Consider the following 22,183-nt stretch of genomic DNA (forward strand, 5'->3'; position numbering starts at 1 on the left):
GCCTCAGCCCGCCAGCAGGGCGCGCACGCGCTCCAGGTCTTCCGGCGTATCGACACCGGTACCGGGTGCATCGGGCGTGATGTGCACGGCAATGCGGTGGCCGTGCCAGAGCGCACGCAGCTGCTCCAGCGATTCGCAGGTCTCGATCGGGGCCTGCGGTAGCGTCGGGAACTGGCGCAGGAAGCCGGCGCGATAGGCGTAGATGCCGATATGGCGCAGCGGCTGCGGCTCGACCGACAGGACGGCCGGTATGTCGCCATCGGCATAGCCATCACGCCACCACGGAATCGGTGCGCGGCTGAAATACAGCGCCAGCTGCTGCGCGTCGCAGACCACCTTGACCACGTTCGGGTTGCGCATGTCGGCCCAGTCGGTGATCGGATGGGCGGCGGTGGACATGCTGGCCTGCGGCGAGGCGGCCAGCAGCGCGGCAATCGCGGCCGGCAAGGCCGGGTCGATCAGCGGCTCATCGCCCTGCACGTTGACGACGATGGCATCGTCAGACAGGTTCAGCAGCGTCACGGCCTCGGCCAGCCGGTCGCTGCCGGAGGGATGGTCATCGCGCGTCAGCAGCGCCTGTACGCCATGCGCCTCGCAGGCCTGCAGCACGCGCACATCGTCGGCGGCAACCACGACCTGCACCTGCTCGCTGATGCCCTGCACACGCTGCGCCACGCGCACCACCATCGGCACGCCGGCAATATCGGCCAGCGGCTTGCCCGGCAGACGCGTGCTCTGCATGCGCGCCGGAATCAGGATGGTGAAGGGCAGAGCGCTCATGCGGCCGTGTCGGGCTGGGGCTTGCGGCCGGCGTCGATCTCGTCGTCGCTCAGGGTGCGCGCCTCGTTCTCCAGCAGCACCGGGATGCCGTCACGCACCGGATAGGCCAGGCGCGCGCTGAGCGATACCAGCTCCTGCGTGGCAGCCTGGTAGGTGAGGGGGCCTTTGGTTACGGGGCAGACCAGCAGTTCCAGCATTTTGGGATCCATGGGATTTCTCTTCTCGGTAGGAATGCAGCCATTGTACGGCTGCCGATTCAGGAGGCAGGCGCGCTGCCGGCTTCTGCCAATGCGGGCTCGGCCGGTGCCGGATGCATCGCCGCCGGATGGCCGTTGAAACGTGCCTGGCGCAGCCACCAGGCCGACAGCGCGGCGTAGTAGGCGCGTTCGGGGGTCAGCACCAGCGGCACCGCCCAGGCCTGCGGCAGCATGTCCCAGAGCTTGACGGCGTCCTTTTCGGTGCACAGCACCGGCATGCGGCGCGACAGCAGCTCGCGTGCCAGGCCGGCCAGGGTGTCGTGGTTGGCGTGATCGGGCAGCGCATGGCGTTCGGCCACGGTCAGGCCCAGGCCTTCGAGCATGCTGAAGAAGCGTTCCGGCTGGGCGATGCCGGCCAGCGCGATCACGGGTTGCTGCAGGCGCACCCACTCGGCCAGGGCATGCTGGCGGCCATCGGCGCGCATGGCGTGGTCGTGCAAGGTACGGCTGGCCTGGTAGGCGGCTTGGCCCGGCGGTATCGTCAGTGGCGGATCAGGCTGGCCGGTGAGCAGCACGATATCGACCGCGCGCGGCCAGGGCTCGCGCAGCGGACCGGCCGGCAGCAGCAGGCCGTTGCCGATGCTGCGCTCGTCGATCACGCAGATCTCGCCATCGCGCAGCAACGCATGGTGCTGCAGGCCGTCATCGCACAGGATCAGCCGCGTCTGCGGGTAGAGCTTGAGCAGCTGTTGCGCCGCACGGGTGCGGTCAGCGCAGACGACTACCGGCACGCCGGTACGCAGGTGAATCAGCACCGGCTCGTCACCACCAATGGCGGCATCGATATCGGGCGTGATGCAGACGCAGTCCGGGGCATCGGCGCTGCGGCCATAGCCGCGCGAAATGACGCCCAGCGGAATGCCGAGCGACTGGAAGTGCTGCACCGTGGCGATGGTGGTCGGTGTCTTGCCGGCCCCGCCGGCCACCACGTTGCCGATCACCAGCACCGGGACCGGCAGCCGGGTGCGGTTGCTGCGCACGGCGCGCCGGCGCTGCCAGCGCCAGACCAGGCCGTACAGCGCCGACAACGGGCGCAACAGCATGGAGGCCAGACCGCGTTGCTGCCAGATACGCGGCAGGGTACGGTGCAGAAAGGCGGAATCAGACCACATGGCAGGGGAGGAGGGCGGGAGTACGGCAGCGGGTAAAAGGTCAACGGCTATTATCACCTGCCCGGCAGCTGGCGGGGCGGCCGGTATCATCCGGGGTTGTAGCGATCTGTGTGTCACGGCGGGGTGTAGCACTGAAGCATTGCCGGCTAAACGCTTCATTTGCAGCGCTCCGCCAGGGCCTGTGGAATTGTCCACGCAAGCTGTGGATAACTTTGTGGATAGTGGCCCAACAAATGCTCCAAACCCGCGATTCATCGTGTGTGTGACAGGTTGACTACATTTTGAGCAGGTTTAATTTCCATAAAAATCAACAAGTTATGACGAACTCATTGGCACTTGCGGGCGGATGTTCAGGCTTCGTGACATCAGGCAACACTGTGGACTACCTGCAGCCGGAGGGGTGCCATGGAGCACGCTGAGACCCCGCGCCAGCGCGTCTGGCAGGTCGGTGCGTTATGCCGTGCGGTGGCCGATACGCTGGAAGCGCGCTTTGGCTATGTCACGGTGCGCGGCGAGCTCAGCGGCTTCAGCCGCGCCGCCAGTGGCCACTGCTACTTCAGCCTGAAGGACAGCACTGGCCAGCTGCGCTGCGCCTTGTTCCGCCGCGCTGCCAGCCAGCTGAGCTGGATGCCGCGCGATGGCGAGCTGGTCGAGGTGCAGGCGCGCATCACGGTGTACGAAGGCCGTGGCGACCTGCAGCTGATCGTCGAGCGCATGCAGCGTGCCGGCCAGGGCGCGTTGTACGAGGACTTCCTGCGACGCAAGGCGGCGCTGGAGGCGCAAGGCCTGTTCGATCCGGCGCGCAAGCGCACGCCGACCGCATTTCCGCGCGGCATCGGCCTGGTCACCTCGCTCGGCGCCGCGGCACTGCGTGACGTGGCAATCGCGCTGCAGCGGCGTGCGCCGCAAGTGCCTGTGCTGCTGGTGCCGGCGCTGGTGCAGGGTGCGGCGGCGCCGGCCACGCTGGTGGACGCGCTGGAATCGCTCTACGCCCTGGTGCGCCGCCAGCAGGCTGGCGAGGCCACGCTGGCACCGCCGATCGACACCATCCTACTGGTGCGCGGCGGCGGTTCGCTGGAAGACCTGTGGGCCTTCAACGACGAGCGGCTGGCGCATACCATCGTGCAAAGCCCGGTGCCGCTGATCAGCGGTATCGGCCACGAAACCGATGTCACGATTGCCGATTTCTGTGCCGATCTGCGCGCGCCCACGCCGACCGCCGCCGCAGAGCTGGCGGCGCTGCCGGCCGAAGACGCCTGGCAGCTGGCGCTGGCACGCAGGCAACGCCTGCAACAGCTGGTGCAGCGCCAGCTCGATGGTGCCGCGCAGCGGCTCGATCGCCTGGGCTGGGGGCTGGCGCGCAGCGGCCAGCGTGCGCATGCGCAGCAGCTGCACCTGCAGGCGCTCGGCCTGCGCCTGCAACAGCAGCGCCAGCGCGGCCAGGAGCAGCGCCGCAGCCGCTTGCAACAGCTGCAGCAGTGCCTGCATCTGGTGGTGCACCGCCAGGGCACGGTGGGCGAACAGTCGGCCCGGCTGCAGCAACTGCAACAGCGGCTACAGGCGCTGGCGCAGCGCGATCTGCGCGATGCCGGCCAGCAGCTGCAAGGCCTGCAGCAGGATCTGCACCAGGGGAGCCAGCAGGCGCTGCAGCAATCCGCCAGCCGGCTGGCCCGCGCCGACCAGGCGCTGCGCCTGCTCGATCCCGCGCTGGTGCTGCAGCGCGGCTACGCCCTGCTGCAGGACGAGGCCGGCCAGGTGCTCGGCAGCGCACAGCAGCTGCGCCAGGCCGACCGCATCCGCGCCACGATGCACGATGGCCAGGTCGAGCTGCGTCCGGCCACTGCCGACTAGGGCAAATCCATATCCCTTGTGCCGGAAATGGAATCCGGCCTTTGTGCGACAATGATCCGGACCACTGACCAGCCGTCTTGCGGCAGGCAGCGGTACCCGGCTGCCAGTCTGGCGTGCCGGCTCCTGCCCCGGCTGCGCGGCAGGAGACAGCGAATACCCACACCACATCTGACAAGGACACTAGCATGGAACACCAACTGCCCGCCCTGCCGTTTGCCATTGACGCCCTGGAGCCTGACTATTCCAAGGAAACCCTGGAATACCACCACGGCAAGCACCACAAGGCCTATGTGGACAACCTGAACAACCTGCAAAAGGGCACCGAGTTCGAGAACATGGAACTCGAAGAGATCGTGAAGAAGTCTTCCGGTGGCATCTACAACAACGCTGCCCAGATCTGGAACCACACCTTCTTCTGGAACTGCCTGACGCCCAACGGCGGCGGCCAGCCGTCCGGCGCCCTGGCGGATGCCATCAACGCCAAGTGGGGCAGCTTCGATGCCTTCAAGGAAGCCTTCACCAAGTCTGCCGTGGGCAACTTCGGTTCCGGCTGGACCTGGCTGGTGAAGAAGGCTGATGGCAGCGTGGACATCGTCAACACCGGCCCGGCCGGCACGCCGCTGACGACCGACGACAAGGCCCTGCTGACGGTTGACGTCTGGGAGCACGCCTACTACATCGACTACCGCAACGCCCGCCCCAAGTTCGTGGAAGCCTTCCTGAACAAGCTGGCCAACTGGAAGTTCGCCGAAGAAAACTTCGCCTGATGCCCTGAGCTGCCTGTTATCTGACAGGCTGGCACCAGCAATAACGGCCTGACCGGAATTTCCGGCAGGCCGTTTTTCATGGGCGCATGAAAAGGATCAGCGCCTGGCGGGTGTCAGCGCGGCATCAAACACCGGGTGCTTCAGCCGCATGCCGGCACGCAGTCCCTGCTGGCGGAACCAGCCCTGGTTCATCTCCAGCACATAGCGCACCGGCTTGGCCGAGCAATGCTGCTGTTCGGATTGCGGCTGCATGTCGGCCAGGTTCACGATGCGGCCGGCATCGTCAAGAAAGGCGGCGGTCAGCGGCAACAGCGTGTTCTTCATCCAGAAGCACTGCACGCCGGGCTGCTCGAACACGAACAGCATGCCCTCGTGCTTCGGCATCTGGCGGCGGTGCATCAGGCCGATCTGGCGCTGCAGCGGTGTTTCCGCCAGCTGTACGCTGATCTGCTGGCGGCCGGCCTGCAGCGTGGCGCGCGGCAGGTCCAGCTGGGGCTGGTTCAGGAACGGGCTTTGCGCCTGTGCCATGGGCAAGGACAGGGGCAGCAGCAGGGCGCAGGACAGCAGCAGGGGACGCAGTTTCATGGTGGCTTTTCTCGGGATGATCCAGTTTGGAATTGTAGGCAGCGCCGAAGTTCCCATGGAAACCCCGCAGGACCTCATGTGTGACATTTGGCCTTAAAATGGAGCCACACACCGTGCAGGCGTGGCATGACCCATGCCCCGACGAACCGGTATGTGTCTCACATTGCGAATAACCAATACGGAGCGACTATGTCTTACCAGCATATCAAGGTGCCCACCGAGGGCGAGAAAATTACCGTCAACGCCGACATGTCCCTGAACGTGCCGGATCAGCCCATCATTCCCTACATCGAGGGCGACGGTACTGGTTTTGACATCACGCCCGTGATGCTGAAGGTGGTTGACGCTGCCGTGGCCAAGGCCTACGGCGGCAAGCGCAAGATCCACTGGATGGAAGTCTACGCCGGTGAAAAGTCCACCAAGGTGTACGGCCCCGACGTCTGGCTGCCGGAAGAAACCCTGCACGCCATCAAGGACTACGTGGTGTCCATCAAGGGCCCGCTGACTACCCCCGTTGGCGGTGGTATCCGCTCCCTGAACGTGGCCCTGCGCCAGGAGCTGGACCTGTACGTCTGCCTGCGCCCGATCCAGTACTTTGAAGGCGTGCCGTCTCCGGTGAAAGAGCCGCAGAAGACCAACATGGTGATCTTCCGCGAGAACAGCGAAGACATCTACGCCGGCATCGAATTCGAAGCCCAGTCCGACAAGGCCAAGAAGCTGATCAAGATCCTGCAGGAAGAATTCGGCGTGACCAAGATCCGCTTCCCGGAAACTTCCGGTATCGGTGTCAAGCCGGTGTCCAAGGAAGGCACGCAGCGTCTGGTGCGCAAGGCCATCCAGTATGCCATCGACAACGACAAGCCCTCCGTCACCATCGTGCACAAGGGCAACATCATGAAGTTCACCGAAGGTGGCTTCCGTGACTGGTCCTACGAACTGGCCCAGACCGAATTCGGCGGCGAGCTGATCGACGGCGGTCCGTGGATGAAGATCAAGAACCCGAAGAACGGCAACGAGATCGTCATCAAGGACAGCATTGCTGACGCCTTCCTGCAGCAGATCCTGCTGCGCCCCGCAGAGTACAGCGTGATCGCCACCCTGAACCTGAACGGCGACTACGTGTCCGACGCCCTGGCAGCCCAGGTCGGCGGTATCGGTATCGCTCCGGGTGCCAACCTGTCTGACAGCGTGGCCATGTTCGAAGCCACCCACGGCACCGCGCCCAAGTACGCCGGCAAGGACTACGTGAACCCCGGTTCCGAAATCCTGTCCGCCGAAATGATGCTGCGCCACATGGGCTGGACCGAAGCCGCCGACCTGATCATCAGCTCCATGGGCAAGTCCATCAAGAGCAAGAAGGTGACCTACGACTTCGCCCGCCTGATGGAAGGTGCAACCCAGGTCAGTTGCTCCGGCTTTGGCCAGGTGATGATCGACAACATGTAATCTGCATCCGGGCCGTCGCTGCGGCCCAGGCAGACAGCATGATGCCCGGCGCTTCTTTGGAGGCGCCGGGTTTTTTGTGCCTGCGGGAATGGATGAGCAGGTCAGTCCCGGTCGACCGACATCAGAACTGCAGCGGTTTCACGCCTTCTTCCACGGGATCGCGCATGGCCGGGCGGTCGCCGGCGGGATCCAGTACCACCGGGCCGCTGTCCTCGCGCGTACTGGCCGGGGGTTCTGGCTGCTCTTCGCCGGGCAGCGGGGCAATGTTCAGGGCGTGCGGCCCCTTGGGACCATCATGCAACTCGTAGCTCACGCGCGAGCCCATGCGCAGGGTGCGAAAGCCCTCCATCTGGATCGCGGAAAAGTGCGCAAAGATATCCTTGCCGGCTTCACCGTCCGGCTCGATAAAGCCGTAGCCCTTGGCGTCGCTAAACCACTTGACTGTCCCTGTTGCCATATGCCTGTCTCCCCGTATCCGGGATGTTGGTTTTCTTGTTACCTGCGTACTATCCGAATGGATGCAGCATTTGGAGCGGAATGTTACGAATAGACAAGCGGCCGTGTCAATGGGTTGTTCTGCCGATGTGCGTCCGGCGCAACTGCAGGCGTCCGCCAGTCCGGCAAAGCCAATCGGATTGACGCGTCTCCGAGTCGACCTGCTGCAAGTCGGCGGCGATTCGGCGACAATCCTCCTATTATGGCCAGCAAGACTCCCAAGCAACCCCATCAGCCTCCCGCCAACCCGCAGCGCCAGGGCGATGCCGTCGTGGCCACGCGTCCGCGCCTGCAGCCGACCAAACCGCCTGCCATGCACCAGGTGGTGCTGCTCAATGACGACTTCACGCCTATGGAGTTCGTCGTGCTGGTGCTGCAGGAGTTCTTCAACAAGGATCGCGAGACGGCTACCAGCATCATGCTGAAGGTGCACATGGAAGGGCGTGGCATCTGCGGTGTCTATACGCGGGATATTGCCCAGACCAAGGTCGAGCAGGTGATGGAGGCAGCGCGCTCCTCCGGACACCCGTTGCAATGTGTGAGCGAACCGGTTGAATAACTGCTGGTAAGCCCCATGTTCTGCCCAAGGCAGCATGGGAGATTCCGGTTAACATGGGGCTTCCGAATGCTGTGTGAAAGGAACCCGAAATGATCGCTCAAGAACTTGAAGTGACACTGCACATGGCGTTTGTCGAGGCCCGGCAACAGCGGCATGAATTTCTCACCGTGGAACATCTGCTGCTGGCGCTGCTGGACAACCCCAGTGCCTCCGAAGTGCTGCACGCCTGCGCCGCCAACGTGGACGACCTGCGCACGTCGCTCGCCAACTTTATCCAGGACCACAGCCCGCAACTGCCGGGCACCGATGAGGTCGATACCCAGCCGACGCTGGGCTTCCAGCGTGTCATCCAGCGCGCCATCATGCATGTGCAGAGCACCGGCAATGGCAAGAAGGAAGTCACCGGGGCCAATGTGCTGGTCGCCATCTTCGGCGAAAAGGATTCCCATGCCGTGTACTACCTGCACCAGCAGGGCGTGACGCGCCTGGATGTGGTCAACTACATTGCCCACGGCATCCGCAAGAGCGGTGAGTCCGAAGAGCCGCACAAGCCCGAGGAGGGCGGCCAGGGCGAAGGCGCTGGCGAGGAACAGGTTTCCAGCGAGCGTGGCGAGAAAGGCTCGCCGCTGGACCAGTTCACCAACAACCTGAACCAGGCAGCCAGGGAAGGCAAGATCGATCCGCTGATCGGCCGCGACTTTGAAGTCGAGCGCGTGATCCAGATCCTGTGCCGCCGCCGCAAGAACAACCCGCTGCTGGTCGGCGAGGCCGGTGTCGGCAAGACGGCCATCGCCGAAGGCCTGGCCTGGCGCATCACCCAGGGCACGGTGCCCGAGGTGCTGGCCACGGGCGAAGTCTACGCACTCGACATGGGCGCGCTGCTGGCCGGTACCAAGTACCGCGGTGATTTCGAGCAGCGCCTCAAGGGCGTGCTCAAGTCGCTGAAGGACAAGCCGGACGCGATCCTGTTCATCGACGAGATCCACACCCTGATCGGTGCCGGTGCCGCTTCCGGTGGCACCATGGATGCGTCCAACCTGCTCAAGCCGGCGTTGTCCAGCGGCCAACTCAAGTGCATTGGCGCGACGACCTTTACCGAGTACCGTGGCATCTTCGAGAAGGATGCCGCCCTGTCACGCCGTTTCCAGAAAGTGGAAGTGGTGGAGCCGACGGTGGAACAGACGGTGGATATCCTCAAGGGCCTGAAGTCCCGGTTCGAGGAGCACCACAGCGTCAAGTACGCGCAGGCGGCGCTGCAGGCTGCGGCCGAGCTGTCGGCCAAGTACATCAACGACCGCCAGCTGCCTGACAAGGCGATCGACGTGATCGATGAAGCCGGTGCGGCCCAGCGTGTGCTGGTGGCCAGCAAGCGCAAGAAGACCATCGGCAAGAACGAGATCGAGGACATCGTGGCCAAGATCGCACGTATCCCGCCAGCCAGTGTCAGCAGCGATGACCGCAGCAAGCTGGCCACGCTGGAGCGTGACCTGAAGAGTGTGGTGTTCGGCCAGGACAAGGCGCTCGAGGTGCTGGCAGCCAGTGTCAAGATGGCGCGCTCCGGCCTGGGCAAGCAGGACAAGCCGATTGGTGCCTTCCTGTTCAGCGGCCCCACCGGTGTCGGCAAGACCGAAGCCGCCAAGCAGCTCGCCTACATCATGGGCGTGGATCTGGTGCGTTTTGACATGTCCGAGTACATGGAGCGCCATGCGGTCAGTCGCCTGATCGGTGCGCCGCCGGGCTACGTCGGCTTTGACCAGGGTGGCCTGCTGACCGAACAGATCAGCAAGAAACCGCACTGCGTGCTGCTACTCGACGAGATCGAGAAGGCACATCCGGACATCTTCAACGTGCTGCTGCAGGTCATGGACCACGGTACGCTGACCGACAACAACGGGCGCAAGGCCGACTTCCGCAACGTGGTGATCATCATGACTACCAACGCCGGCGCCGAGGCCATGAACAAGAGCACCATCGGCTTTACCACCAAGCGCGAAAGCGGGGATGAAATGGCCGACATCAAGCGCCTGTTCACGCCCGAGTTCCGCAACCGCCTGGACGCCATGGTCAGCTTCAAGCCGCTGGACGAGCAGGTCATCCTGCGCGTGGTGGACAAGTTCCTGCTGCAGCTGGAACAGCAGCTGATGGAGAAGAAGGTCGAGGCCACCTTCACCGACGTGCTGCGCAAGCACCTCGCCAAGAAGGGCTTTGATCCGCTGATGGGCGCGCGCCCGATGCAGCGCCTGATCCAGGACACCATCCGCAAGGCGCTGGCTGACGAACTGCTGTTCGGCCGCCTGACCGAAGCTGGCCGCCTGACGGTGGACTACGACGAAAAGCAGGAAGAGAACAGCGGCATCGTGCTGGACATCCAGCCGCCGCTGAAGAAGGAGCCCAAGGCTGGCAAGGCAGAGCCGGCTGAGGCGAACTGATAGCCTGCTAACCAGCGTTTGAACGCGCAGGGGCCAGTCCTGAAAGGGGCTGGCTTTTTTTTCGTCAGCGACTCGTTGATATCTGAAAACAGAATAATAAAAAGGTATTAAAATTATTCTAGTAAAGACATAGAAGAAGGTGACGTGAGCAGCATCTTTCCTCATCCGTAGTCACACAAAGAAGCAAGTGAAAAGGAATGGCTTCTTGTGCACATGTAGCCTCAGGGATACAATCATCCATGTACACCGTCCTGGAAACCGAGGCGTTCGCCAGTTGGGTAGACTCCATTCGCGATATGTCCACACGTATCCGCCTGCGCCGGCGCGTCAACCGTGCCAAGAATGGCAATCTCGGTGACGTGAAACCGGTTGGAGACGGCGTCTGGGAGATGCGCGAATTCTTCGGTCCCGGCTGGCGCATGTACTACACGCAGCGCGGCAACGTGCTGATCATCATGCTGGGCGGTGGTGACAAGTCCAGCCAGGCGCTGGATATCGCCGCGGCACAAGCCATGGCCAGGGAGATCACCTCATGAGCAACAGCAAGACCCGGCCCTTTGACATGGCCAACTACCTCACCAACGATGACGAGGTGGCCGAATACCTGCGACAGGTGCTGGAAGACAATGATCCGCTGGAGCTGGCTGCAGCTTTGGGAGACGTGGCGCGTGCACGCGGAATGACGCAACTGGCCAAGGCAACCGGCTTGTCTCGCGAAAGCCTGTACAAGAGCCTGAGTGGAGAGCGTGCACCCAGCTCCGAGACCCTGTTCAAGGTAATCGCGGCACTGGGGCTCAGATTGACGATTGAACCGGCGCAGCGCGCCAGCTGATCAAGCTTTGCCAGACCAAAAAAACCCCAAGTCCGAAGACTTGGGGTGAATCCACCTGATAAGAGGGTGGAGGAGACAACTATTGCATGAAACTGAATATGCAACGACTCGAGTGTAGCCACAATTGCAGTTTTGTGCACGGGCGTTCGCAAGAAGTTTGCTGCAATGCGTCAAAAAAATCACGATTCGCAGGATTTTGTCTGCAAATGGCAACGTATTGACGCCATGTAACGTTAAAAAGTCGCGTTTTTCACTATTTTGTCATGGCGAATTCATGCGCTTTCGGCTAGCGTCAGGCCGGTCGTAATAGTCGCGGTCTTGCCCAGCATCTGGCTGGCCGAGCAGTACTTGTCGTGGCTCATGGCAATCGCGCGTTCAGCCGCGCTGGCCGGGATGCCCTTGCCGCGAATGGTGAACTGCATGTGGATGCGCGTGAACACCTTGGGATCGGTCTCGGCGCGCTCGGCCTCGATCGCCACGCTGCAGCCTTCCACCTGGTGGCGGCCGCGCTTCAGGATCAGCACCACATCGTAGGCGGCACAGCCGCCCAGGCCGCTCAGCAGCAGCTCCATCGGGCGCGGTGCCAGGTTGCGGCCGCCGTTCTCCGGCTTGGCGGCGTCGGGCGCACCATCCATCATCACCACATGGCCACTGCCGGTTTCGGCCACAAAGCCCATGCTTGAGCGGGTATCGAGTCCGCCGGTCCAGCTGACGGTACATTCCATAGTCTTGCCTCCCCTGGGTAAATCTGGCAGATTGTAGGAGCAGAATACATCTCCTTGCTGCCGGTGCCGGTCTTTCCGGGTGCAGGCACAATGGAAGCCTGTTCCTGCAGCCATACGGAGCCCATCCCCATGCGATTGTTACTGGTAGAAGATGATCAGATGCTGGCCGACGGCATCAAGCAGGGCCTGACCTCGGCTGGCGGCTATGTGGTCGATGCCGTGGGCAGTGCCGAATCGGCGCTGGACGCGCTCACCTCCGATACCTTTGATGCCGCCATCATCGACGTTGGCCTGCCACAGATGGACGGCATGGCGCTGACCGAGCGCATGCGCGAACGCGGCCTGTCGATTCCGGTGCTGATGCTGACGGCGCGTGATTCGCTCGACGACCGGGTGCAGGGCCTGGATGCCGGCGCTGACGACTACATGGTCAAGCCCTTCGAGCTGCCCGAATTGCTGGCGCGCCTGCGCGCACTGCTGCGCCGTTCGCAGGCAGCGACCAGCTCGGTGCTGACACTCGGCCGCATCTCGCTTGACACCGCCGCGCGCCAGGTCATGGCCGACGAGCAGCCGCTCGATGTCGGTCCGCGCGAATGGACCGTGCTGCAGTACCTGATGCTGCACGCCCCCAAGCCCGTCAGCAAGGACAAGCTGCTGCAGGCGCTCACTGGCTGGGACAAGGAAATCACGCTCAACGCGGTCGAGGTCTATATCTCGCGCCTGCGTGCCAAGCTCGATCCCTATGGCATCGCCTTGCGCTCCATCCGCGGCTTTGGCTACCGCATCGAACAGCGCCCTGAATGAACTGGAAAACCCGCTGGCTGCCGGCGCAGGAAGGACTGGTCAAGGTCGATACCGTCCGCATCCAGCGCCGCCTGCTCTACATGCTGATCGTGCCGCTGGTGCTGCTCGGGCTGCTCAACGCCTGGGTCGATTACCGTTCGGCCGACAGCCTGGCCGGCGAGCAGGACCAGCAGCTGCTGCGGCTGGTGCCGCTGCTGGCCGATTCCATCATCGCTGTCGGCGTGCATTCCGATGACCCGCCGGTACTGGTGCTGGCCGCGCCGGTCGAGGAGTTCCTGCGCGAGCGCGAAGGCCTGGTCACCTACAAGATCTTCACGCCGCAGCGTCGGCTGCTGCACGGCAATGACAACCTGCCGTCCGTCATGCCGCTGACGCAGGAGCCCGAGTTCTTCAACCAGGAAGTCAACGGCATCAGCTACCGCATCGTGGCACAGCGTGTGCCCAGCGTGGCCGGCGACGTCATCGTCGAGGTGGCGGATGCCTCCAACCCGCTCCGGCGCTGGCTGTCGCAGGTGTTCTTCAAGGTGGTGTTCCCGAACCTGGTGCTGATCGTGCTGTTCTCGCTGCTGATCAGCTGGGCGGTGCGGCGCGCATTCCGGCCGTTGCGCCTGCTCATCATGGCGGTCGAAAAGCGTTCCCCGCGCGACCTCAGCAGCATCGATGTGCGTAGCACGCCCGAGGAAATCCGCCCACTGGTGAAGGCGCTCAACCGCCTGTTTGGCCTGGTCAACACGCAGGCCGAAACGCAGCGCCGCTTTATCGCCGATGCCGCGCACCAGCTGCGCACGCCGCTGGCCGGCCTGCAGGCGCAAATCGATGCCTGGAGCGAATCGATCAAGCCCTCACCGTCCACCGGCAAGCTACCGGCTGGCGGGCAAAGCGCACCGCAACCGGCCGATGTGCTGTCCGGCAACCACGCGCAGCTGGTCTGGAACGAGGCGCTGCAAAAGGAGATGGTGCAACTGCCCTTGCACGATTTCTACCGCCTGCGCGCCGCCACGCGCCGCACTTCGCAGCTGGTGCACCAGCTGCTGTCGCTGTCGCGTGCCGATTCCGATGCGATGGACGCCAGCCATCTGGCACCGGTGGACCTGCAGGACCTGTGCGAAAGCCTGCTCGAGCAGTACATCGATGCCGCGCTGGATCGGCATATCGATCTGGGGCTGGACCTGCAGCAGCCGGTCACGGTGCAGGCGCATGCGCTCTGGCTGCGCGAGCTGCTGGCCAACCTGATCGGCAATGCGCTGCACTACACGCCGGAAGGCGGCGAGATCACGCTGCGCTGTGGCATCCGCCAGCCGCCACGTCCACGCTGGCCGGCCAGTGGTGCCGATCGGGCCTTGCCACAGGCCTTTGTCGAAGTCGAGGACAACGGCCCCGGTATTGCGCCTGACCATCGTGAGCAGGTGTTCGAGCGCTTCTACCGCATGCCCGGCACCAAGGGCGAGGGCACCGGCCTGGGGCTGGCGATTGCACGCGAAATCGCGCACCGCCACCAGAGCCAGCTGATCCTGTCTGATGGCGTGCCGCATGCCGATGGCCAGGGCTGTGGCCTGCGCGTGACGCTGCTGCTGGCGCCGCAACTGCTGCTGCAACCCGGCAGTGCGCCATCGCCCTGGCGCAGCAGCGCCGTCAGGGACGCTCCCGCACCCGACGTCTCGCTCTGAAGTAGCCTGATCCCTGGAACTGGTGTTATGGGTATGCACCAGTATCTGCACGCACGTTCGGACGTTACCATGCGAGCATCCGGGTCTTGTTACGCTTGTCATCCAGGCGACGCTTATCGGGATTTACCCGGAATCTTTCCCGTTTTATTGAAAAAATAGAACGACCGTTCGATATATTTTGCTATAGTCCGCACCATGTCTGCCACCACCAGCCCATCCTCCGCCAACGCCCCTGCCGGCAAGGGTCGCCGCAACCTGCACAAGGGACAGCACACGCGTGCCGTCCTGCTGGATGCTGGTCTGGGGCTGGCCAGCCGTTTCGGGCTGGAGGGTATCACCATTGGTGCCCTGGCCGACATCGTCAGCATGAGCAAGTCCGGCGTGTTTGCCCATTTCGGCTCGCGTGAAGACCTGCAGATTGCCATCATTGACGAGTACTACCAGCGTTTCGAGCGCGAGGTGTTCCACCCGGCGCTGGCGCAGCCGCGCGGCCTGCCGCGCCTGCGCGCCATGTTCGAAAACTGGATTCGCCGTGTCACCGAAGAGGAAGTCCACTCGGGCTGCATCTTCATCAGTGGCGCGGTCGAATACGACGACCGGGAAGGCCCGGTCAGCGACGCCCTGCGCAAGGCGATCCAGACCTGGATGGCAGCGCTGGAGCGGGCCGTGGAGCAGGCGCGTGCGGAAGGGCATCTCGAGCCCGGCACCGATGCCCACCAGATGATTTTCGAGATCCACGGACTGATCCTGTCCGTGCACTACGAGGCGCGCTTCCTGCACAAGCCGCAGGCGATCGAACGCATCCATACCAGCTTCGAGCGCGTGCTCTCGTTTTACAAGACCCCGTCCGGCAGCACGCCGGGCGCTTCCTGAACCCCCGCCAAACCTTGTGCGGCCCGAGCCGCCGGCAATAACCTAGGAGACGTTTCATGCCCAGCTACACCCCGCCGCTGCGCGACATGCAGTTCGTGCTGCACGAAGTGTTCGATGTGACCAGCGCTTTCAGCCAGATGCCGGCCCATGCCGATGTGGATCGCGCCACCATCGACGCGATCCTGGAAGAGGGCGGCAAGTTCGCCGCCGAGGTGATCCAGCCGCTGAACGTCAGCGGTGATACCGAGGGCTGCACGCTGGACAAGAGCACGCACGAGGTGACCCCGCCCAAGGGCTACAAGGAAGCCTACCAGCAGTACATCGAAGGCGGCTGGCCGGCGCTGAGCTGCGATCCCGAGTTTGGTGGCCAGGGCCTGCCCGCCACCATCAACGGCTGCTTCTACGAAATGCTGAACGCTGCCAACCAGGCCTGGACCATGTACCCCGGCCTGAGCCATGGCGCCTACGAGGCCCTGGCGGCTCACGGCACCGACTGGCAGAAGAAGGTCTATCTGCCCAAGCTGGTGAGCGGTGAATGGACCGGCACCATGTGCCTGACCGAGCCGCACTGCGGTACCGACCTGGGCCTGCTGCGCAGCAAGGCCGAGCCGGACGGCGACAGTTACCTGATCAGCGGCGAGAAGATCTTCATCAGCGCCGGCGAGCACAACATGGTGGACAACATCGTGCACCTGGTGCTGGCACGCCTGCCTGACGCACCGGCCGGCAGCAAGGGCATCAGCCTGTTTGCCGTGCCCAAGTTCAATGTCGATGCCGACGGCAACATTGGCGAGCGCAACGGCATCTACTGCGGTGGCCTCGAGCACAAGATGGGTATCCACTCCAACGCCACCGCCCAGCTGGTGCTGGACAAGGCGCGCGGCACCCTGATCGGCCAGCCGAACAAGGGCCTGCAGGCGATGTTCGTGATGATGAACGCCGCCCGCCTGGGCGTCGGCAACCAGTCGCTCGGCCTGACCGAAGTGGCCTATCAGAACGCGCTGGCCTACGCCAAGGAACGCCTGCAGATGCGCAGCCTGTCCGGCGTCAAGGCCAAGGACAAGCCGGCCGATCCGATCATCGTGCACCCGGACGTGCGCCGCATGCTGCTGACGGCCAAGGCCTATGCCGAAGGCGGTCGCGCGCTGAGCGTCTACGCCGGCCTGCTGCTGGACAAGGAACACAACCACCCGGACGAGCAGGTGCGCAAGGAATCCGGCGAGATCCTGGCGCTGCTGACCCCGATCGTGAAGGCCTTCCTGACCGAAAACGGCTTCAAGGCCACGGTCGAGTGCCAGCAGGTGTTTGGTGGCCACGGCTACATCAAGGAATGGGGCATGGAGCAGTTCGTGCGCGATGCCCGCATCAACATGATCTACGAAGGCACCAACACGGTGCAGGCGCTGGACCTGCTGGGCCGCAAGGTGCTGGGCAACCAGGGTGCCACGCTGAAAAAGTTCGGCAAGGAAATCGCCACCTTCATCGCCGCCGAAGGCGTGAACGAGCAGATGGCCGAATTCATCAACCCGCTGGCGATGCTGGCCGACCAGATGACCAAGTTCACCACCGAACTCGGCTTCCGCGGCTTCCAGAACCCGGATGAAGTCGGCGCTGCCGCCTTCGACTACATGAAGGTCGCCGGCCATCTGGTGTTTGCCTACATGTTCGCCCGCATGGCGCAAGTGGCGCAGCAGAAGATCGCCGAAGGCAGCAATGACCCGTTCTACCTGGGCAAGCTGCAGACCGCGCGCTTCTACTTTGCCAAGCTGTTCCCCGAAACCCTGACGCTGATGAAGACGGCGCGCAACGGTGTCAAGGTCCTGCTGGACACCGACGCCGCCCTGGCCTGATTCCACAACCCCACCTGACGAGGAGACAATCCCATGAACAAGCAACTGAGCATCCTGGGTCTGGGCCTGCTGATGGCGGGCAGCACGCTGGCTGCCAACATGAGCCCGGTAGGTACCTGGCGCAGCATCGACGACGCGACTGGCCAGGCCAAGGCGCAGATCGTCATCAGCGAACGCGGTGGTGCCTTGAACGGCCGCATCGAGAAACTGCTGCGCAAGGGCGCCGATCCGGCCGCCGTCTGCGACAAGTGTTCCGATGACCGCAAGGGCAAGCCGATGGTCGGCCTGGAAATCATCCGTGGTGCCAAGAAGGTGGACGGCAAGGACGTCTGGGAGGGCGGCAAGATTCTCGATCCCGAGAGCGGCCGCAACTACACCTTGCGCCTGACGCCGGTCGCCAACGGCAGCAAGCTGGAAGTGCGCGGTTCTGTCATGGGCATTGGCCGCACCCAGACCTGGGTCCGCGTGCAGTAAGCACATCCTCTCCAACCCGGCTGGCCTGCGGGCCAGCCCTGCATAGAGACCACCATGTCCCGATTCCAAGTGAAAAAAGTCGCCGTGCTGGGCGCTGGCGTCATGGGTGCGCAGATTGCCGCGCATCTGGTGAACGTCAAGGTGCCGGTCGTACTGTTCGACCTGCCGGCGAAAGAAGGCCCCAAGAGCGGTATCGCGCTCAAGGCCATCGACAACCTGAAAAAGCTCAAGCCCTCGCCGCTGGGCACCACGCGTGACGCCGAGCTGATCCAGCCGGCCAACTACGAAGAACACCTGCATCTGCTCAAGGAGTGCGATCTGGTGATCGAGGCCATTGCCGAGCGCATGGACTGGAAATCCGATCTGTACCACAAGATCGCCGCCCACGTGGCACCGCACGCCATCCTGGCCTCCAACACCTCCGGCCTGAGCATCACCAGGCTCAGCGAAGCGCTGCCCGAGCAGCTGCGCCCGCGCTTCTGCGGCATCCACTTCTTCAACCCGCCGCGCTACATGTACCTGGTGGAGCTGATCGCCACGCCGGCCACGCAGCCGCAGATCCTGGACGATCTCGAAACCTTTGCCGTCAGCGTGCTGGGCAAGGGCGTGGTGCGCGCCAAGGACACGCCCAACTTCATCGCCAACCGCATCGGCATTGCCGGCATGCTGGCCACCATGGTCGAAGCCGAGAAGTTCGGCCTCACCTATGACGTGGTGGACGACCTGACCGGCAAGAAGCTGGGCCGTGCCAGCTCCGGCACCTTCCGCACCGCCGATGTGGTGGGCCTGGACACCATGGCCCACGTGATCCGCACCATGCAGGAGAACCTGTCGGTCGAGACCGATCCGTTCTACCCGCACTTTGCCACGCCGCCGGTGGTGGCACGCCTGATCGAGAAAGGTCAACTCGGCCAGAAGACCAAGGCCGGCTTCTACAAGAAGGTGGGCCGCGACATCATGCGCTACGAGCTGGAAAGCGACGAGTACGTGCCGGCCGGCCAGAAGTCCGACGATGTCTATGGCCGCATGCTCAAGCGTCCCGCCGCCGAGCGCCTGCGCCTGCTGCGTGACAGCCAGGGCGCGCAGGGCCGCTTCGTCTGGGCGGTGCTGCGTGACCAGATGCACTATGCTGCCGTCCACCTGAAGGACATTGCCCATACCGCCCGCGACGTGGACTTTGCCATGCGCTGGGGCTACGGCAGCAAGCAGGGCCCGTTCGAGCTGTGGCAGGAAGCCGGCTGGCTCGACGTGGCGAAGATGATCCAGGAAGACATCGACAAGGGCGAAGCCCTGAGCAGCGCACCGCTGCCCGATTGGGTCTTCAACGGCCCGGTGGCCGAAGCCGGTGGCGTGCACACGCCGCAGGGCTCGTTCAACCCGACCACCGGCCAGTTCGAGGCACTGTCCAATCTGCCGGTCTACCAGCGCCAGTACTTCCGCGAGGACGTGCTGGGCAGCCAGGCCCCTGATCCCGCCACCGCTGGCACCACCGTCTACGAAGACGACGGCGTGCGCCTGTGGACGCTGGACAACGAGGTGCTGATCGCCAGCATCAAGACAAAGATGCACACCATCAGCCCGGCCGTGGGTGAGGGCCTGATGCACGCGGTCGATCTGGCCGAGCGCGATTTCCAGGGCCTGGTGATCTGGTCCAATGACGAATGGTTCAGCGCCGGTGCCGATCTGCAGACCGTGATGCAGGGCTATGTGGCCGGCGGTGCCATCACCGTGGGCGGCATGGAAGAAGAGCTGCAGATGCTGATGCTGCGCCTGCGCTATGCCCAGGTGCCCACCATCGCCGCCATCCGTGGCCTGGCGCTGGGCGGCGGCTGCGAGCTGTCGGTCTACTGCAGCGCCCGCGTGGCCGCCATGGAAAGCTATATCGGCCTGGTGGAAATGGGCGTGGGCGTGATCCCCGGTGGCGGTGGCATGACCTACATCGCCCGTCGCGCTGCCGAAAAGGCCTCCTACAGCACCGGCAATGATCTGCTGCCTTTCCTGACCGAAGGCTTTACCGCCGCGGCCATGGCCAAGGTCGGTACCAGCGCCCTCGAAAGCCGCGATCTCGACTACATCCTGCACAGCGACACCATCGTCGCCAACAAGGACGAGCTGCTGTATGTCGCCATGCAGCGCGCCAAGGCCATGTTCCAGTGCGGCTACCGCCCGCCGCTGCGCCGCCTGTTCCCGGTGGCCGGTCGTGACGGCAAGGCCACCATCCAGGGCTCGCTGGTCAACATGCGCGATGGCGGCTTCATCAGTGCACACGACTTCGATATCGCCAGCCATATCGCCCACATCGCCTGTGGCGGTGATGTCGATCCCGGCACGCTGGTCAACGAGGAGTACCTGATGCAGCTGGAGCGCGAGGCCTTCACCGCGCTGGTCGCCCATCCCAAGACGCAGGACCGCCTGCTGCACATGATGAACACCGGCAAGCCGCTGCGCAACTGATCCCGAGGAACGATTTCCATGAGCAAACAACTGCAAGACGCCTATATTGTGGCCGCGACCCGCACCCCCATCGGGCGTTCGCACAAGGGCTTTTTCAAGCACACCCGCCCCGAGACCCTGCTGGTCAAGGCGATCCAGTCCGCCATGGCCCAGGCACCCGGCCTGGACCCGCAAGCCATCGAGGACGTGATTTGTGGCTGCGCCATTCCCGAGGCCCAGCAGGGCCTGAACGTGGCCCGTATCGGTGCCGTGCTGGCCGGCCTGCCCAACAGCGTTGGCGGCATCACCGTCAACCGTTTCTGTGCCTCCGGCCTGAGCGCGGTCGCCATGGCCGCCGACCGCATCCGCGTGGGTGAGGCCGACATCATGATCGCCGCCGGTGTGGAAAGCATGAGCATGGTGCCCATGATGGGCAACAATCCCTCGCTGCACCCCGATATCTTCAGCGGCAACCAGGACGTGGGCATTGCCTACGGCATGGGCCTGACGGCCGAGAAGGTCGCGCAGCAGTGGAAAGTCAGCCGCGAGGCGCAAGATGCTTTCGCCGTCGAATCGCACCGCCGCGCCATTGCCGCCATGCAGGCCGGCGAGTTCAAGGACGAGATCACCCCGGTCGAGATCGAGGAACGTCAGCTGGACCTGGAGACCGGCAAGGTCAATATCAGCAAGCGCATCGTTGATCTGGACGAGGGTGCCCGCCCGGACACCACCATGGAAGGCCTGGCCAGGCTGCGCACCGTGTTTGCCGCGCGTGGCTCCGTCACCGCCGGCAACAGCTCGCAGACCAGTGATGGCGCAGGCGCGCTGATCCTGGCCAGCGAAGCCGCCGTCAAAAAGTACAACCTGCAGCCGCTGGCGCGCTTCGTCAGCTTCGCCAGCAAGGGCGTACCGCCGGCCATCATGGGCATCGGCCCGATCGAGGCGATTCCGGCCGCGCTGCGTTACGCCGGCCTGAAGCAGGAAGATATCGACTGGTACGAGCTGAACGAGGCCTTTGCCGCGCAATCACTCGCCGTGGTCAATACGCTGGGCCTGGACCAGAGCAAGGTCAACCCGATGGGCGGCGCGATTGCACTGGGCCACCCGCTGGGCGCCACCGGTGCCATCCGCTCGGCCACCGTGGTGCATGCGCTGCGCCGCCACAAGCTCAAGTACGGCATGGTCACCATGTGCGTTGGCATGGGGCAGGGCGCCGCGGGCATTTTCGAGCGCGTCTGAGCGATTCGGAACGGCTGCGCCTGTCCAGGCAGGCGTAGCGCGCAAAAACAGAACAGGGGCCATCATGGCCCCTGTTTCACGTCGGTTGTGCGGCAGGGCGCGTCAGATCCGGTGCGCCACCGTGGTCATTACCTTCGCCATCAGGCGCATCAGACCCTGTACCGGCGGCGGCAGCGGCGTGGCACCGGCTTCCAGCGCGTTGTTGGCATGGCGGTCTTCATCTTCCTTCATCTGTGCCACGATCAGGCGCGATGCCTGATCCGCCAGCGGCAGCCGGCCCAGATGCTCTTGCAGGTGCGATTCGACCTGGCGCTCGGTTTCCACCACAAAGCCCAGGCTGTTGCTGTCACTCACGCGGCCCATCGCCAGGCCGAGCGCAAACGAGCCGGCATACCAGAATGGATTGAGCAGCGAGGTACGGTCGCCCAATTCCTTGAGTCGGTCGGCAGTCCAGGCCAGATGGTCGATTTCCTCGCGCGCGGCTTCCTCGAAGTGGGCGCGCAACTCCGGGTTGCGTGTGGCCAGCGCCTGCGACTGGTACAGTGCCTGCGCACAGATCTCGCCCACATGGTTCACGCGCATCAGCGCGCCCGACAGTTTCTTTTCATCATCCGACAGCGCCGCATCGTCCATGGCAATCTGGGCATGGCCCAGGCGATTGGCCGGTGACGGCTGGCTCGCATGCGTGGGCGCAAACAGCGTGCGCAAGGTGTTGTCGGCCGCCTCGATCCAGGCGTCCAGCGGGGAAGGGCTTCGCATTGTTTCTCCTGACAATTGCCCTGCGCCAGACAGCACAGGGCCATGGGGCATTGTAGCCAGCTGCCATTTGCTGGCTTTGCGCCAGCGCAGAAGCGGCGGTCTAGCCAGCACGGTCTGGACCGACGCGATGACGCGCCTGGCATGGCCAGAGTGGCGAGCCTGCAACAGGCTGATCCGGCCTGTATCCGTGGTGCAACAGGCGCCCAACTTCAAGTAGTTTCTTAACTGCCTGCACCAAGCGCTGAT

The 22,183-nt window shown here is 64.0% G+C and carries 21 protein-coding genes; 14 read left to right on the plus strand and 7 right to left on the minus strand.

Annotation, left to right across the window (positions count from 1 at the left end; genetic code table 11):
- Window positions 1-3 precede the first annotated feature (3 nt).
- Genes kdsB through lpxK form a run of 3 tightly spaced genes read right to left on the minus strand, consistent with a single transcriptional unit; the run spans window position 4 to window position 2,149 of the window.
- Window positions 4-780 (minus strand): 3-deoxy-manno-octulosonate cytidylyltransferase, encoded by a 777-nt coding sequence (gene kdsB / locus ACI3EV_RS02425; RefSeq protein WP_329770082.1) that lies wholly within the window; start codon window positions 778-780, stop codon window positions 4-6.
- The gene (locus ACI3EV_RS02430; RefSeq protein ID WP_329770081.1) at window positions 777-989 is read right to left on the minus strand and encodes a Trm112 family protein; all 213 of its coding nucleotides are present in this window, start codon (window positions 987-989) and stop codon (window positions 777-779) included. The genes kdsB and ACI3EV_RS02430 overlap by 4 nt, the downstream gene beginning before the upstream one ends.
- A 47-nt stretch (window positions 990-1,036) precedes the next feature.
- Window positions 1,037-2,149, minus strand: a complete 1,113-nt coding sequence (lpxK, locus tag ACI3EV_RS02435) for a tetraacyldisaccharide 4'-kinase (protein WP_337691606.1) — start codon at window positions 2,147-2,149, stop codon at window positions 1,037-1,039.
- A gap of 405 nt (window positions 2,150-2,554) precedes the next feature.
- On the opposite strand from lpxK, the gene xseA reads away from it, so the two are divergent.
- Window positions 2,555-4,000, plus strand: a complete 1,446-nt coding sequence (xseA, locus tag ACI3EV_RS02440) for an exodeoxyribonuclease VII large subunit (RefSeq protein WP_337691605.1) — start codon at window positions 2,555-2,557, stop codon at window positions 3,998-4,000.
- A gap of 185 nt (window positions 4,001-4,185) precedes the next feature.
- On the plus strand, window positions 4,186-4,767 hold the full coding sequence (locus ACI3EV_RS02445) for a Fe-Mn family superoxide dismutase (RefSeq protein WP_329770078.1): 582 nt from the start codon (window positions 4,186-4,188) through the stop codon (window positions 4,765-4,767).
- A gap of 96 nt (window positions 4,768-4,863) precedes the next feature.
- Here ACI3EV_RS02445 and ACI3EV_RS02450 read toward each other — a convergent pair whose 3' ends face one another.
- Window positions 4,864-5,352 (minus strand): DUF192 domain-containing protein, encoded by a 489-nt coding sequence (locus ACI3EV_RS02450; RefSeq protein WP_329770077.1) that lies wholly within the window; start codon window positions 5,350-5,352, stop codon window positions 4,864-4,866.
- Window positions 5,353-5,541: 189 nt separating this feature from the next.
- Here ACI3EV_RS02450 and icd point away from each other — a divergent pair, with 189 nt between their 5' ends.
- Window positions 5,542-6,798: an NADP-dependent isocitrate dehydrogenase gene (icd, locus tag ACI3EV_RS02455; RefSeq protein ID WP_329770076.1), complete on the plus strand. Its 1,257-nt coding sequence runs from the start codon at window positions 5,542-5,544 to the stop codon at window positions 6,796-6,798.
- A gap of 121 nt (window positions 6,799-6,919) precedes the next feature.
- On the opposite strand, the gene ACI3EV_RS02460 is transcribed toward icd, so the two are convergent.
- Window positions 6,920-7,255 carry a cold-shock protein gene (locus ACI3EV_RS02460; RefSeq protein WP_329770075.1) on the minus strand — a complete coding sequence of 112 codons (336 nt, stop codon included), beginning with the start codon at window positions 7,253-7,255 and terminating at the stop codon, window positions 6,920-6,922.
- Window positions 7,256-7,495: 240 nt separating this feature from the next.
- On the opposite strand from ACI3EV_RS02460, the gene clpS reads away from it, so the two are divergent.
- The 4 genes from clpS (at window position 7,496) to ACI3EV_RS02480 (ending at window position 11,113) form a co-directional block, all read left to right on the plus strand.
- Window positions 7,496-7,852 carry an ATP-dependent Clp protease adapter ClpS gene (gene clpS / locus ACI3EV_RS02465; protein WP_337691601.1) on the plus strand — a complete coding sequence of 119 codons (357 nt, stop codon included), beginning with the start codon at window positions 7,496-7,498 and terminating at the stop codon, window positions 7,850-7,852.
- Between the two features lie 89 nt (window positions 7,853-7,941).
- On the plus strand, window positions 7,942-10,281 hold the full coding sequence (gene clpA / locus ACI3EV_RS02470; protein WP_337691599.1) for an ATP-dependent Clp protease ATP-binding subunit ClpA: 2,340 nt from the start codon (window positions 7,942-7,944) through the stop codon (window positions 10,279-10,281).
- Window positions 10,282-10,520: 239 nt separating this feature from the next.
- Window positions 10,521-10,817, plus strand: coding sequence for a type II toxin-antitoxin system RelE/ParE family toxin (locus ACI3EV_RS02475; protein WP_405198022.1), 297 nt, complete (start codon window positions 10,521-10,523; stop codon window positions 10,815-10,817).
- Window positions 10,814-11,113 carry an addiction module antidote protein gene (locus ACI3EV_RS02480; RefSeq protein ID WP_329770071.1) on the plus strand — a complete coding sequence of 100 codons (300 nt, stop codon included), beginning with the start codon at window positions 10,814-10,816 and terminating at the stop codon, window positions 11,111-11,113. Before ACI3EV_RS02475 ends, ACI3EV_RS02480 begins: the two co-directional genes overlap by 4 nt.
- A 272-nt stretch (window positions 11,114-11,385) precedes the next feature.
- Here the strand turns inward: ACI3EV_RS02480 and ACI3EV_RS02485 are convergent, their stop codons facing one another.
- Complete coding sequence (locus tag ACI3EV_RS02485) at window positions 11,386-11,838, minus strand: OsmC family protein (RefSeq protein ID WP_337691596.1); 453 nt, start codon at window positions 11,836-11,838, stop codon at window positions 11,386-11,388.
- A gap of 129 nt (window positions 11,839-11,967) precedes the next feature.
- Between ACI3EV_RS02485 and ACI3EV_RS02490 the strand changes: the two genes are divergently transcribed.
- The 7 genes from ACI3EV_RS02490 (at window position 11,968) to ACI3EV_RS02520 (ending at window position 21,178) form a co-directional block, all read left to right on the plus strand.
- Window positions 11,968-12,642 carry a response regulator gene (locus ACI3EV_RS02490; RefSeq protein ID WP_329770069.1) on the plus strand — a complete coding sequence of 225 codons (675 nt, stop codon included), beginning with the start codon at window positions 11,968-11,970 and terminating at the stop codon, window positions 12,640-12,642.
- Window positions 12,639-14,309, plus strand: coding sequence for an ATP-binding protein (locus ACI3EV_RS02495; RefSeq protein WP_337691593.1), 1,671 nt, complete (start codon window positions 12,639-12,641; stop codon window positions 14,307-14,309). Before ACI3EV_RS02490 ends, ACI3EV_RS02495 begins: the two co-directional genes overlap by 4 nt.
- Before the next feature lie 195 nt (window positions 14,310-14,504).
- Window positions 14,505-15,182 carry a TetR/AcrR family transcriptional regulator gene (locus tag ACI3EV_RS02500; RefSeq protein ID WP_329770067.1) on the plus strand — a complete coding sequence of 226 codons (678 nt, stop codon included), beginning with the start codon at window positions 14,505-14,507 and terminating at the stop codon, window positions 15,180-15,182.
- Between the two features lie 56 nt (window positions 15,183-15,238).
- On the plus strand, window positions 15,239-17,032 hold the full coding sequence (locus ACI3EV_RS02505) for an acyl-CoA dehydrogenase C-terminal domain-containing protein (protein ID WP_329770066.1): 1,794 nt from the start codon (window positions 15,239-15,241) through the stop codon (window positions 17,030-17,032).
- Window positions 17,033-17,065: 33 nt separating this feature from the next.
- Complete coding sequence (locus ACI3EV_RS02510) at window positions 17,066-17,506, plus strand: DUF2147 domain-containing protein (RefSeq protein ID WP_329770065.1); 441 nt, start codon at window positions 17,066-17,068, stop codon at window positions 17,504-17,506.
- Window positions 17,507-17,560: 54 nt separating this feature from the next.
- Window positions 17,561-19,960 carry a 3-hydroxyacyl-CoA dehydrogenase NAD-binding domain-containing protein gene (locus tag ACI3EV_RS02515; RefSeq protein WP_337691589.1) on the plus strand — a complete coding sequence of 800 codons (2,400 nt, stop codon included), beginning with the start codon at window positions 17,561-17,563 and terminating at the stop codon, window positions 19,958-19,960.
- 18 nt (window positions 19,961-19,978) lie between these two features.
- Window positions 19,979-21,178: an acetyl-CoA C-acyltransferase gene (locus ACI3EV_RS02520; protein ID WP_337691587.1), complete on the plus strand. Its 1,200-nt coding sequence runs from the start codon at window positions 19,979-19,981 to the stop codon at window positions 21,176-21,178.
- Window positions 21,179-21,280: 102 nt separating this feature from the next.
- Here the strand turns inward: ACI3EV_RS02520 and coq7 are convergent, their stop codons facing one another.
- Window positions 21,281-21,937, minus strand: coding sequence for a 2-polyprenyl-3-methyl-6-methoxy-1,4-benzoquinone monooxygenase (gene coq7, locus ACI3EV_RS02525; protein WP_337691585.1), 657 nt, complete (start codon window positions 21,935-21,937; stop codon window positions 21,281-21,283).
- Window positions 21,938-22,183 lie beyond the last annotated feature (246 nt).

Origin of the sequence: Allobrachymonas wangyanguii, from assembly GCF_045055315.1 — a bacterium.
GTDB lineage: Bacteria > Pseudomonadota > Gammaproteobacteria > Burkholderiales > Burkholderiaceae_C > Brachymonas > Brachymonas wangyanguii.

What these genes read in the sequence shown, in the direction of transcription:
- coq7 (WP_337691585.1), bottom strand. Translation starts at nt 21,937, where the DNA reads ATGCGAAGCCCTTCCCCGCTGGACGCCTGGATCGAGGCGGCCGACAAC.
- ACI3EV_RS02445 (WP_329770078.1), top strand. Translation starts at nt 4,186, where the DNA reads ATGGAACACCAACTGCCCGCCCTGCCGTTTGCCATTGACGCCCTGGAG.
- ACI3EV_RS02520 (WP_337691587.1), top strand. Translation starts at nt 19,979, where the DNA reads ATGAGCAAACAACTGCAAGACGCCTATATTGTGGCCGCGACCCGCACC.
- lpxK (WP_337691606.1), bottom strand. Translation starts at nt 2,149, where the DNA reads ATGTGGTCTGATTCCGCCTTTCTGCACCGTACCCTGCCGCGTATCTGG.
- ACI3EV_RS02500 (WP_329770067.1), top strand. Translation starts at nt 14,505, where the DNA reads ATGTCTGCCACCACCAGCCCATCCTCCGCCAACGCCCCTGCCGGCAAG.
- ACI3EV_RS02515 (WP_337691589.1), top strand. Translation starts at nt 17,561, where the DNA reads ATGTCCCGATTCCAAGTGAAAAAAGTCGCCGTGCTGGGCGCTGGCGTC.
- xseA (WP_337691605.1), top strand. Translation starts at nt 2,555, where the DNA reads ATGGAGCACGCTGAGACCCCGCGCCAGCGCGTCTGGCAGGTCGGTGCG.
- ACI3EV_RS02510 (WP_329770065.1), top strand. Translation starts at nt 17,066, where the DNA reads ATGAACAAGCAACTGAGCATCCTGGGTCTGGGCCTGCTGATGGCGGGC.
- ACI3EV_RS02430 (WP_329770081.1), bottom strand. Translation starts at nt 989, where the DNA reads ATGGATCCCAAAATGCTGGAACTGCTGGTCTGCCCCGTAACCAAAGGC.
- clpS (WP_337691601.1), top strand. Translation starts at nt 7,496, where the DNA reads ATGGCCAGCAAGACTCCCAAGCAACCCCATCAGCCTCCCGCCAACCCG.
- kdsB (WP_329770082.1), bottom strand. Translation starts at nt 780, where the DNA reads ATGAGCGCTCTGCCCTTCACCATCCTGATTCCGGCGCGCATGCAGAGC.
- ACI3EV_RS02495 (WP_337691593.1), top strand. Translation starts at nt 12,639, where the DNA reads ATGAACTGGAAAACCCGCTGGCTGCCGGCGCAGGAAGGACTGGTCAAG.
- ACI3EV_RS02490 (WP_329770069.1), top strand. Translation starts at nt 11,968, where the DNA reads ATGCGATTGTTACTGGTAGAAGATGATCAGATGCTGGCCGACGGCATC.
- ACI3EV_RS02450 (WP_329770077.1), bottom strand. Translation starts at nt 5,352, where the DNA reads ATGAAACTGCGTCCCCTGCTGCTGTCCTGCGCCCTGCTGCTGCCCCTG.
- ACI3EV_RS02505 (WP_329770066.1), top strand. Translation starts at nt 15,239, where the DNA reads ATGCCCAGCTACACCCCGCCGCTGCGCGACATGCAGTTCGTGCTGCAC.
- ACI3EV_RS02485 (WP_337691596.1), bottom strand. Translation starts at nt 11,838, where the DNA reads ATGGAATGTACCGTCAGCTGGACCGGCGGACTCGATACCCGCTCAAGC.
- icd (WP_329770076.1), top strand. Translation starts at nt 5,542, where the DNA reads ATGTCTTACCAGCATATCAAGGTGCCCACCGAGGGCGAGAAAATTACC.
- ACI3EV_RS02480 (WP_329770071.1), top strand. Translation starts at nt 10,814, where the DNA reads ATGAGCAACAGCAAGACCCGGCCCTTTGACATGGCCAACTACCTCACC.
- clpA (WP_337691599.1), top strand. Translation starts at nt 7,942, where the DNA reads ATGATCGCTCAAGAACTTGAAGTGACACTGCACATGGCGTTTGTCGAG.
- ACI3EV_RS02460 (WP_329770075.1), bottom strand. Translation starts at nt 7,255, where the DNA reads ATGGCAACAGGGACAGTCAAGTGGTTTAGCGACGCCAAGGGCTACGGC.
- ACI3EV_RS02475 (WP_405198022.1), top strand. Translation starts at nt 10,521, where the DNA reads ATGTACACCGTCCTGGAAACCGAGGCGTTCGCCAGTTGGGTAGACTCC.